Here is an 11,535-nt window from a genome sequence, read left to right on the forward strand (position 1 = left end):
TGTAGTGCTCACCCGTCTCGCGTAACGTCCAGTTTCACATCAGCCGTGATTTTCGTAGCAGGTCCAAGGCACAACCCCGTGCATACGGGGAAGATCCTCTCGGAAGGTGGCGCGTATGTCTCCCACTGCTCAGGAAGTCGTCGAGGAAGTCACCGAACTGGAGCCGACGCCGGAGGCCAAGAAGTGGGCCGCCGAGGCGCTCGGCACATTCGTGCTGGTCATGAGCGGTGTAGGTACCGCGGTGCTGGCCGGTGAGCGCGTCGGTGGGCTCGGCGTGGCACTGGCCTTCGGTCTTTCCCTGCTGTTCCTGGTCTACGCGATCGGGCCGATCTCCGGCTGCCATGTGAATCCGGCCGTGACCGTCGGGCAGTTGCTGCTCGGCAGGCTTTCGGTGATCTCCGCGGTCGGCTATGTGATCGCGCAGCTGATCGGTGGATTCCTGGCCGGACTCGTGCTGTTCGCAATCGCCAAGAATCTGCCCTCCTACGACCGCGCGGTCAACGGGCTCGGTGCGAACGGCTGGGGTAAGCACAGTCCGTCCGCGGTGCGCGGTCCGCTCGGACAGGTGGTGATCGAGAACGGATACGGCCTGTCCGCGACGATCATCATCGAGGTCATGCTGACCGCGCTGCTGGTATTCGTGGTGCTGGCCTCCACCGACCAGATCTCCGATATTCCGCTGGCCGGTCTGTCGATCGGTGTCACCCTGACGGTCATCCACCTGATCTCCATCCCGGTGGACAACACCTCGGTGAATCCGGCCCGCAGCCTCGCCGTCGCCTTCTACCAGGACGGCGCGGGACCGCAGGTCTGGGTGTTCGTGGTGTTCCCGCTCATCGGCGGCGTACTCGGCGCACTGATCTACGGTCTGCTGTTCGGCCGCTCCCGGGAAATGATCGCCTGACCGCCTCTCGTAACTTCGGGGCGCGATTCACGGTCAGTGCCAGCTGTATTCGGCGCACAGGCGGTGGGCGACCAGGTCGAAGGTCTTGCGGGCCAGGATCGCGCCTTCGCGACGGATGCCGTCCTCCGGGACATCGAGTACTCGATCGAGGCGGACCCAGCTCGACCTGCCCTCGTGATCCCAACTGCCACTGCCGATTCCGACCCAGTCGCGATCGTGGGCGCGTTCCGGATTCGACGACAGCATCAGCCCGAGCAGGGTCCTGCGGTCGCGGCCGACGACGAGCACCGGGCGGTCCTTGCCGTTAGCCGGGTCCTCCTCGAAGGGCACCCAGGTCCACACGATCTCGCCCGGATCGGCGCGACCGTCCAGCTGTGGGCAGTAGACGACCTGCCTGGCCCGCTCGGCGGTCGGCACCGGGGTCGAAGCGGTCGGCCGGATCACGACCGGGGGCGCCTTACGCGTCGCCAGCGACCCGACCGCGCGCTCGAGCAGCGATGAGCGCTGCAGCTTGTCGACCAGCTTCGGTCCCTGCTGCTTGACGATCTTGGGACCCTGCTGCTTCGCGATGAGGCCTAGCTGCTTGCCGATCGTGTTCCAAGTTCGGGCCATCCTTGGATGGTAACGGCGCGATCTCGTGTTCTCATCAGCGCTGCCTACCGCCGGGTAGCGAGAGTTCGCGCATTATGCGTCGGTACGCTGATATGTCCGTGTCGAAAACGGTTGCAGCACCGGATATCTGCTGGCGGAGACGGTATCGAGGTCGCGATCGGCGCCGATCCGGGTGACCGAGTCGAGCATGCGCCGCACCCGGTCCTGGAACTCGGCCGCGTCGCGCGCGCCGTACCAGACCAATGGATCGGTGAGCGCCGCCGCCGGAAACTGTTCCTCGACAATGGCATCGATGGCGGGCGCGTCCGGTGTGATCGCCCGTACCACGACGTTCTGGGAATAGCCGAACGTCGACTGCGTCTCGATGGCCACCGCGGTATGCCGTCCCTGCCAGTCACTCAGCCATTCCGCCCGCATGAGTTCGGCGGGCTTGCGCAGAAAGGCGAGGTTGCCGAAGCCCTCGGTGCGGGTCGCGACCGAATCGTCGAGCCGCATCGGCACCGACTCGGTCACCAGATAGCCGTGTGCCGCGGTGGCGAATTCGGCGAGAATCGCCGCCGCGGCCGTGGCCTCGGGACCATAGCTCTGCTCGACCCAGACCGTGACCGCCGCGGCGATCGGCGGATCCAGCGTGACCATCCGCATCAATGCGGCCTGGACCGCCGCATCACGTACATAGACAGTGACACCCGCAACCCCCAGGTCGACCAGTTGCGCGGCCACGGTGGTGCGCAGCGATTCACACCACGACTCGGTTGCCTCGGCATCGGATCGGCGCAGGACGAAGACCATTTTCTCCACCCGCCGAAAATACGTCGAATTCTCGGTTAGAGTCGGGCAATTCGTCGCGGGAGTAAGGATCCAGCTGTGCAACCGCAGGTTTTTCCGGGAACCTACACCGACGATCACGGTACCGATCGCATCATGTGGCGGATCGGGCCATCGCGGCACTGGGGTCCGAACCGGTTCGATATCCGCACGGTGATCCGTGGCGTCCCGGTGGCGGGTCCGGACTTCGACGCGCTCGGTCCCTATGACAAGAGCGCCGCGCTTCGGGCCGGACTGCCTGTCGACGAGTGGGACGCCATCTCGGGCTGCGTCTTCTCCGGCGAACTGCCCTGCTCGGTGCAGGTGCACGACCAGCGGCAACCCGGCGTGATCCACTTCCGGCTGATCCTGCCCCCCGGCGGGGCGGGGGAGTCACTCGAACTCGCCATCGACATCGACGGACTGACCTACCAGGGCACCGATAGATACTTCGAGGACGCGTTGTTCCGACTCGGACAGCAGTTCCCGGACGACATCCGCCTGCTGTCCTGCATAACATGCCTGTTCTCCGATTACTCGCCGTACGGCCACGGCCTCACCGGCATGTGGTGTCATCGCGATGCCAAGGACCAGTACCTCGCGGTCCGCACCAAGGACGACTATTTCGAGGTACCAGTGACCGAGCAGGTACCCGAGACCTACCTGTGCACCGACTACGCGCACCGCATCCCCGGCACCGGCTATCGCGGCTGAAAAGTGGTACGGAGCCCTGAACAGTGAACCGCTGACAGTGCCGCTACCTCGCGCATGGGACGATGGATAGCAGTTTGCCGATACCCATGAGGAGTGGAGTGCCCGCCAGCTTCGCCGACACGACGTTCACCGATCCCGCCCGGATCCGGAACTTCTGCATCATCGCGCACATCGACCACGGCAAGTCGACGCTGGCCGACCGCATGCTGCAGCTCACCGGTGTGGTCGAGGAGCGGGCGATGCGCGCCCAGTACCTGGACCGGATGGACATCGAGCGCGAGCGCGGCATCACCATCAAGGCGCAGAATGTGCGGCTGCCCTGGCAGGTCGACGGCACCGACTACGTACTGCATCTGATCGATACGCCCGGCCACGTCGACTTCACCTACGAAGTGTCGCGTGCGCTCGAGGCGTGCGAGGGTGCGGTGCTACTGGTCGACGCGGCGCAGGGCATCGAGGCGCAGACGCTGGCGAATCTGTACCTGGCGCTGGACAAGGATCTGACGATCATCCCGGTGCTGAACAAGATCGACCTGCCCGCCGCCGATCCGGACCGCTACGCCGCCGAGATCGCGCATATCGTCGGCTGCGAACCCGATGATGTGCTGCGGGTCTCCGGTAAGACCGGCGTGGGCGTGGTCGAGTTGCTGAACGAGGTCATCAAGCAGGTGCCCCCGCCCGTCGGCGATCCGGACGCACCCGCGCGCGCCATGATCTTCGACTCGGTCTACGACACCTACCGCGGCGTGGTCACCTATGTCCGTGTGGTGGACGGCAAGATCGTTCCGCGCGAGAAGATCAAGATGATGTCCACCGGTGCGACTCACGAGTTGCTCGAGGTCGGCATCGTCTCGCCGGAGCCCAAGCCCACCCAGGGTCTCGGCGTGGGCGAGGTCGGTTATCTGATCACCGGCGTGAAGGATGTGCGCCAGTCGAAGGTCGGCGATACCGTGACCTCCGCGCGTGGCGGTGCCACCGAACCGCTCACCGGCTATCGCGAGCCGCGCCCGATGGTGTACTCCGGGCTGTACCCGGTCGACGGTTCGGACTACCCGGACCTGCGCGATGCGCTCGACAAGCTCCAGCTCAACGACGCCGCGCTGACCTATGAGCCGGAGACCTCGGTGGCGCTCGGTTTCGGGTTCCGCTGTGGCTTCCTCGGCCTGCTGCATATGGAGATCACCCGCGAGCGTCTGCAGCGCGAATTCGATCTGGACCTGATCTCCACCGCGCCCAACGTGGTCTACAAGGTGGAGATGGAGGACGGCAGCGAGCACGTTGTCACCAATCCGTCCTACTGGCCGGAGGGCAAGGTGCGCCATGTGTACGAGCCGGTGGTCAAGTGCACCGTCATCTCGCCGAGCGAATTCATCGGTTCGATCATGGAGCTGTGCCAGGGTCGCCGCGGCGAACTCGGCGGCATGGACTATCTGTCCGAGACCCGGGTCGAGCTGCGCTACACCATGCCGATGGCGGAGATCATCTTCGACTTCTTCGACTCGCTGAAGTCGCGCACCCGCGGCTATGCCAGCCTCGACTACGAGGAGTCCGGCGTGCAGGAGTCGCATCTGGTCAAGGTGGACATTCTGCTGCAGGGCGAGGCGGTGGACGCGTTCAGCGCGATCGTGCACCGCGACGCTGCCCAGGCCTATGGCAACAAGATGACCACCAAACTGCGCGAACTCATCCCGCGCCAACAGTTCGAGGTGCCCATCCAGGCCGCCATCGGCTCGAAAATCATTGCCCGCGAGAATATCCGCGCTATCCGCAAGGACGTGCTCGCCAAGTGCTACGGCGGTGACATCAGCCGCAAGCGCAAACTGCTCGAGAAGCAGAAGGAGGGCAAGAAGCGCATGAAGACCATCGGCCGCGTCGATGTCCCTCAGGAAGCCTTCGTAGCCGCCCTCTCCTCTGATGCCGCCTCCGATAAGCCGAAGGGCCAGAAGTAGGTTCGCCACTCCGGCGGCGGTCGGCAAAATGCGGGATCCTGTCTCATAGGGAGGGACTATGAGGCAGGATCCGTTGTCAGGTGGGCAGAAACCGAGGCGGCGGGCTGTGACTGCGGTGCACGAAGACCCGACTCGTGTGTCGGAAGAGGGGCCCATCCTCACGACCGAGTTCGAGTCGATCGCTCGGGCCGTCGAGCGTGAGACCGCAGGCGTGCAGGTTGAACTCATCGGCGGACGACTGGTCGTCAAACGAGTGCCCGATGGCGACCATGGCCGGATACTCAACTGGCTGCTCTTGCTGCTGATGCCGTTGAATCCGGGGCTGTTTCTGCATGTCATCGGGCAGGGTTTGGCAGTTGGGTCGTACGGCAAGGGGCGAGCTCGTCCCGACGGCATTCTGGCGCCACCGGATGCCTTCGCCGGCGCGGGTGAGTGGGCCTCACCTGATGCCGTGGTGATGACGGTGGAAGTCACGTCTCATGATCCGGACACCAACCGGCGCGATCGAGTCGACAAGCCGATCGCCTATGCGCGAGCTGGGATCCCGATCTATCTGCTCATCGATCGCCAGACCGGCAAGGTAGTCGTGCACAGCCAGCCTGATGAGGATGGCTACCAGGACGTGCACAGCTATGCATTCGGGCGGGCGGTGAGCCTCCCAGAGCCGGTGGGCATCACGCTCGATACCGAGTCGCTCAAAGACATGGGCGACTGAGCTTCAGCTTGGTCGCGGGAGCGCGATCCGCACGTGCAAGCGAACGCCGCCTAACGGGCTGGGGCCGAGTTCTGCTGTGCCGGAGTGGAGTTCGGCTTGCTGGCGGACCAGGGCCAGGCCGAGGCCGGAGCCGGGCGAGCCGGGACCTTTGACGAAGCGGTCGAAGGCGGTGCGGCGCAGGGTTTCGGGGATGCCGGTGCCGTCGTCGTCGATGATGATCTCGACTCCCAAGGTTGCGTCGGCGACGTTGTGGTGGAGTGCATTCGAATTGGCCGGGGGCACATAGGCGTTCGGATCCGCGGCGTTCACCTCAGCCGGGCTTGTACCGGCGGTGTTCGGCTCGGTGGGGGTTGGACCGGCCATGCTCGGATCAGCCGGGTTCGCTTCGGCAGGGGTTGTACCTGCGGTGCTCGGACAGTCAGAGCTTGAATCGGTAGGGGTTGCGACGGCCACGCTCGGATTCGGGGTGTTCGCAGCGGCGGTGCTCACGCCAGCGGGGCCTGGACCAGCCACGCGCGGATCGGTTGGGTTCGTCGCGGTGGTGCTCGGATTGCAGCGACGGGCGGCGATCGTGATGGTGCGCGCGTGACCGTGCTGGACGGCGTTGGCGACCGCATTGGTGACGATCAGCATCAGTCCGCCTGGTAGGCCGGTCAGCGTTGTCGGGGTGCATTCGGTGAGATCGATGCGGACTTCGGGGTGTCGGCGGCGGGCGTCTTGCACTGCGCGGTCCAGGGTTTCGCAGAGTTCGAAGGGTTCGAAGGCGTCGGATTCGGTGAGTTCGCCGACGGCGAGTTGTTCCAGATCGGTCAGGGTGTTCTCGATCTGGCGTTCGGCGAGCAGGACATCGGCGAGTACCGCGCGCTGCTGGTCGGCGGGTAATTTCTTGGTGGCCAGGACTTCCAGGTCGGTGCGCATCGCGGTGAGCGGTGTGCGCAACTCATGAGCGCAGACCGCGGCGAAGTCCCTGGCACTGGCGAGTGCGCGGTTGGTGGCACCGTGTGCCGCCTCCAGTCGTGCGAGCATGCGGGTGATCGCGTCGGAAAGTTCCTCCGCCTCACGGGCTCCGCGGCCGCTCAGCGGCGGGAGCTGTTCGAGGGTATCGATGCCGTGCGTCGCGGCGGCCAGTCTGCGCAGTGGCCGCGCGGCGTAACCGGCCAGGAACCAGCCGAGCACTGCGGCGAGCAGCACGCCGGCGATGCCGATCCCGACGCCGATCAGCTGGCTGCGGCGGATGGCCGAATCAACCAGTGCGCGATCGGGATCGAGCCGCACCACCAATCCGGGCGCACCCGCCACGGTGGTGCGGACGCCGTCGGGACCGACGAGCACCGGCCCGGACACCGCGGGTCCCGGCAGTGGCGGCGGCGGAAGTGGCGGAAGTGCCGGAATCCCCGCGTGCGGTGGCACATCGAACCGTTGCACGACCGCGACGCCCATCGTCGACACGGTCTCGTCGAACTGTCGAGATCCGGTGGCGTCGAGCAGGGCGGTGTAGGCGATGCCGAGCGTGACCGCCACCAGCGCGGCCACGACGCCCGATACCAGTGCGACCCGGGCGCGCAACGATAATGACACCGTCGTCGCCCTCACCGTCCGGCTCCACACGGGGATGCGTACTCGTTCATAACTCCACTTCGTTGCCGCTCGATTCCGCTGTGCGCCAAGGCGCACCGTGTCGTTGGGTGCTCTCGCCGGAGCTCATTCATGGCTCCGGCTCGTCGATGTTGGGCTTCGCTGTGTGCGAGGGTGCACGGTGTTGTTGGGTGCTCTTGCCGAGGCTCATTCATGGCTCCGGCTCGTCGATGTTGGGCTTCGCTGTGCGTGCGGGCGCACTGCGACGTTGGTTCACCTAGCTGAAGCTCACGCATGGCTCCCACTTCATCAGCGGTCGATTCCGCCGTGCGCGAGGACGCGCTTTCCCTCGGCAGTCATTCACCACGACCGCCGTTTTCGCGATGCCCAGCGCTGGCTCCGACCCTCGCTCACGCTTCCTCCCGCAGTACAAAACCCACTCCGCGCACGGTGTGGATCACTCGCGCCGCACCGTGCGCCTCCAACTTCCGTCGCAGATACGAGACGAACACATCCACCACATTGGTGTCGGTGGTGAAGTCGTAACCCCAGACAGCGGAAAGGATCTGCTCGCGGCTGAGGACGATGCCGATGTTCTCGGCCAGCAGTGCGAGCACCTCGAATTCCCGTTTGGTCAGCTCCACCTGCTGTCCGCTCGCGAAGACCCGATGTCCGGCCCGATCGACCCGCACCTGTCCGACGTGGCGTTGATCGTTGCCGTGCGGCCGGATCGTCGCGGGCCGACGGCGCAACAGCGCATGCAGCCGGGCAACCAGTTCACCGAGGTCGAAAGGTTTGGTCAGGTAATCGTCGGCACCGCGCTCCAGAGCCGCGATGCGATCGCTGACCGCGGTTCGCGCACTGAGCACGCAGATCGGAATGTCGTTGCCCATCGCGCGCAATGCCGTAACCACGCCGGCCCCATCGAGATTCGGCATATTCACATCGAGCACCATGGCGTCCGGTTCGGCGCTGTGGACCATCGACAGCGCCTCGGCACCGTCCCCCGCGGTGACCACTTCGAAGTCCGAGAGTTCGAGTCCGCGCCGCAGCGACGCGAGAACTCGAACCTCATCGTCCACGACCAAGATGCGCTGTCCACCCGTCACCCGGCACCCCTCGCCCAATCGCTGCCCGACGCTTCCGTCATGGGGTCACGATAGAACCGTTGCTCGGTCAGCTGCCGCTGCTGCCGGTATGAGCCGGATGCGCGGGATGGACATGCACGACGCCGGGCCCGCCAGGTTCGATCATCACCTGCGGACCACCGGGTCCGACGATGACCGGTCCGGATGGATCGATATCCGGGCAGTCGGGCAGCGCGGCACCCGGCGGCAGCGGTGTGGCCGGAACGGCGAGTTCCTGACCCGGCCTGCGCTGGATCAGGACATGTGTATCGCCCGGACCGTCCAGCACACACGTCACGCTCGGGCCGCCCGGCGCAGGCAGCGGCGGCCGGGCCGAGGCGGTACCCGCGACCAGCGCGGCCGCGGTGGCGGCGAATGCGGTACCGGTGACGATGGTGAGAATACGGGCTCGGCCGCGTCCGAAAGGTGCGGTCATGATGCGATCTCCTTCGCGTCGATACCGGGTTGTCCCGGCGAGACCGACGCTAGAGAGCCGAACTTCACCATCTCTTGAGCAATCATTAGAGATCTCTTGCGGCGCATCGAACTTCGGGCTGTACGCCTGGCCGCCGCCGAGTTAGTCTCGTCGACACGGTTCGGGTCGTGGGCCCGGAGCGCTCGAGCAGGTCGGATGGTGATACCTGCCCCCGTTCGTGATGCCCGCAGAAACAGGGCTTCCGTTCTGGTTTCCGCAATGGCAAGGTTATGTTGCTCGTCACAGTCGTATGCTCTGCGGACCTGCAGAATGTGACAGTTGGGTTTTCCGGAATATCGTTAGGTGATCTTCACTCGGTCTGCCCGGCGTGGTGAGGATGCTGGAAACCTGAGAGTGGAGCTTGCATGACGAGTGACCTGCCCTTCGACAGCGATGCCACCGAAGCTGACGATCGTGCGGGCGATACCGCCTATCGCGTTGCCACCGGCGTCGCGCGGGTAGCGCGGGCGGGCGCGTACGTCACCGGCGGCGCGCTGGTCGCCACCAATGGCGGTCCCGCACCTGTCCATCCCGGCGGGCAACGGCTCGACAGTTGGACTTCGGCCTACACCCGCGACCCCGATGCTGGCGCGCCGAGTCCGGTGGTCACCTTCCCGGATCCGGACCCGAATTCGACACCGTCCGCGCCAGTGCATTCGTCGACGCCCACCCCGCGCGATGTCAGCGTCAACGCGCCGTTCACCATCCCGAATGTGCCCAATTCCGGCGTGTACATCGGGCCTGTGCCGCAGCAGCATTCAGTACAGCCGTGGCAGAACACCGGGTACGGCAACAGTTATCAGCCCGGACTCGGTCTCGGAACCGAAAGCGAACGGTCCGGACTCGATCTGCACAGCGATTCACCGCAGTCCGGGCTCGATCTCGGTACCGGACACGTGCCCGGCGGCTTCGGCAAACTGCCCGGATTCGACCTCGGTCAGGGCGACCATGGTTTCCACCTCCCCGACCCGAACAGCTTCCTCGCTCCGGGTTCGAATCCCTTTACCCTGCCCCGTGTTCCGACGTCGGCGACGGCCCACAACACGGCGATCAGCGAGTCGGTGAGCAGCGATGCCGAAAGCGCCGACGACGGCGATGCGGTCGCGAGCAACGTTCCGTTCTACGGCGGAAACATGTTCCACAGCGGCGCGACCGGGGGCAGTGGTGCGCTGTTCCACGGTGACGACGCGTACCACGGCAATGACGCCTTCCACGGCGCCGATATGTTCCACGGTGTCGGTAATCCGGATGCCGTCGGCGTATTCATCAATGCAGAGGCCGCGTTCAGCGTGCATACCGAGCTCGAAGTCGACTTCAGCGTCGGCCCGAACGGGATGTACCTGGCCACGCAGTCCAAGGTCGAGGTCGACGGCGCGCTGAAGATCGAGGTGGGCGCGGGCCGAGTCGGTGACAATATCGACAGGTTCTCCGATTGGCTCGGCCAAACCCCCGGCACCACCGGACGTTCCGGACTCGACAATTCCGGCACGCATGGCACGGTCAACCCGGTCGGCGCCCAGCCTGTGGGCGGATCCCCGTACTCGGCCGTGCAGCCCGTCGCGGTGCAGCCTGTGCAGCCGTTCGCGGCGCCGCTGCCCGCCCCGATCGCACCGGCCGTCGCGCCCGCGGCGGTGGCCCCCGCGGTCGTCGCGCCCGCGGCGGTGGCAGCGCCGGTCGCGGCCACCCCGCTGCAGACCACGATTCAGCCGGATGTGGCGAGCACCCCGGTCGCCAATGTCCTTGTCGCGCCGCAGGGGCCGTCGCCGCTGACCGCACCCGCCGCGACGGTGCCCGCGCTATTCGAGCCGCGGCCGGTTCCGGCGAAGCATCCGGTCGTGGTCGATGATTCGCATTCGACCACCACGCCGGTGACCAGCATCCCGACCACTGTCACCAAGACGGTGCCGATCCCCGCCGACAACACCACCGGGCATCCGACCAAGGCGCCCGATACGGGCAGCACCAGGCCCGGCCACACCACAGTTCCGGATCCGGATATCAGCGGGACGACGAAGATCCCGACCGCCACCCACGCGCCGACCACACAGGCCCCCACCACGCAGGCACCGACCCACACCGCTACGCCGCCGACACCGGACGACGACGATGTGACGCTCCCGAGCACCGGCAACGGTGGTGGAACCAGCACCGGCCACAACGGCGGGACCACTCCGAGCACCGTCAACGGCGGCAACTCCATCCCGAATACACACACCACCCAGCCGGAAGTCGACGACCCGACCGTGGATGTCCCGACCGTCTCGGTGCCGACGGTCACCCACTCCGCACCGACGGTCGCACCGACCCCGGATATCGATATCCCGACCGCGAACTCCCCGGCGCCGATCCCGACTCAGCAGCCGCACGTGCCCGCGCCGACGATGCCCGCCCCGGTCACCCCGATCAAGCCGCCGACGCACCCGATCGCCGCCGAAATCAGCGATCCGGCCGATTTCGCGCACCCGGTATACGAGCCCGATCATGCGGCGCTGAGCCTCATGGCCGCCGGGCTGTCCACCCCGCTGCTGCCCGATCCGGGTGTCGACGACGGCCACCACCTCGTGCCGGGCTTGGATATCACCCTGATCTAGGAAGCCGCATTGGGGGTCGCGCGCACCCGTCGCGCTGGCGCATGTCATCGTCGAACGCGATATCCG

10 protein-coding genes are annotated in these 11,535 nt (G+C 66.1%); 5 read left to right on the forward strand and 5 right to left on the reverse strand.

All coding sequences use genetic code 11. The features are described from left to right. Nucleotides 1-115: 115 nt before the first annotated feature. Nucleotides 116-904 (forward strand): aquaporin, encoded by a 789-nt coding sequence (locus ACIBJI_RS12065; RefSeq protein ID WP_396955796.1) that lies wholly within the window; start codon nt 116-118, stop codon nt 902-904. Between the two features lie 33 nt (nt 905-937). Here the strand turns inward: ACIBJI_RS12065 and ACIBJI_RS12070 are convergent, their stop codons facing one another. Both ACIBJI_RS12070 and ACIBJI_RS12075 read right to left on the reverse strand, forming a co-directional pair. After that, on the reverse strand, nt 938-1,516 hold the full coding sequence (locus tag ACIBJI_RS12070; RefSeq protein ID WP_396955797.1) for a type II toxin-antitoxin system PemK/MazF family toxin: 579 nt from the start codon (nt 1,514-1,516) through the stop codon (nt 938-940). Between the two features lie 72 nt (nt 1,517-1,588). Then, nucleotides 1,589-2,317, reverse strand: a complete 729-nt coding sequence (locus tag ACIBJI_RS12075; protein WP_396955798.1) for a hypothetical protein — start codon at nt 2,315-2,317, stop codon at nt 1,589-1,591. A 66-nt stretch (nt 2,318-2,383) separates the two neighbouring features. On the opposite strand from ACIBJI_RS12075, the gene ACIBJI_RS12080 reads away from it, so the two are divergent. From ACIBJI_RS12080 to ACIBJI_RS12090, 3 genes are all read left to right on the forward strand, one after another. Beyond that, entirely contained in the window at nt 2,384-3,037 is a 654-nt protein-coding gene (locus ACIBJI_RS12080) for a DUF6304 family protein (RefSeq protein ID WP_396955799.1), read from the forward strand. Nucleotides 3,038-3,123: 86 nt separating this feature from the next. Further along, nucleotides 3,124-4,986, forward strand: coding sequence for a translation elongation factor 4 (gene lepA / locus ACIBJI_RS12085; protein ID WP_396955800.1), 1,863 nt, complete (start codon nt 3,124-3,126; stop codon nt 4,984-4,986). A gap of 106 nt (nt 4,987-5,092) precedes the next feature. Further along, nucleotides 5,093-5,701 carry a Uma2 family endonuclease gene (locus tag ACIBJI_RS12090; protein ID WP_396955801.1) on the forward strand — a complete coding sequence of 203 codons (609 nt, stop codon included), beginning with the start codon at nt 5,093-5,095 and terminating at the stop codon, nt 5,699-5,701. 3 nt (nt 5,702-5,704) lie between these two features. On the opposite strand, the gene ACIBJI_RS12095 is transcribed toward ACIBJI_RS12090, so the two are convergent. The 3 genes from ACIBJI_RS12095 to ACIBJI_RS12105 form a co-directional block, all read right to left on the reverse strand. Next, nucleotides 5,705-7,279, reverse strand: coding sequence for an ATP-binding protein (locus ACIBJI_RS12095; RefSeq protein ID WP_364339182.1), 1,575 nt, complete (start codon nt 7,277-7,279; stop codon nt 5,705-5,707). A gap of 407 nt (nt 7,280-7,686) precedes the next feature. After that, nucleotides 7,687-8,385 carry a response regulator transcription factor gene (locus tag ACIBJI_RS12100; RefSeq protein WP_396955803.1) on the reverse strand — a complete coding sequence of 233 codons (699 nt, stop codon included), beginning with the start codon at nt 8,383-8,385 and terminating at the stop codon, nt 7,687-7,689. Nucleotides 8,386-8,452: 67 nt separating this feature from the next. Next, nucleotides 8,453-8,839, reverse strand: coding sequence for a hypothetical protein (locus ACIBJI_RS12105; protein ID WP_364339186.1), 387 nt, complete (start codon nt 8,837-8,839; stop codon nt 8,453-8,455). A gap of 404 nt (nt 8,840-9,243) precedes the next feature. Between ACIBJI_RS12105 and ACIBJI_RS12110 the strand changes: the two genes are divergently transcribed. Continuing rightward, nucleotides 9,244-11,469: a hypothetical protein gene (locus ACIBJI_RS12110; RefSeq protein WP_396955804.1), complete on the forward strand. Its 2,226-nt coding sequence runs from the start codon at nt 9,244-9,246 to the stop codon at nt 11,467-11,469. Nucleotides 11,470-11,535: the final 66 nt, after the last annotated feature.

The organism is Nocardia sp. NPDC050408 (assembly GCF_044458905.1).
In the GTDB taxonomy this organism is placed as follows: Bacteria; Actinomycetota; Actinomycetes; order Mycobacteriales; family Mycobacteriaceae; genus Nocardia.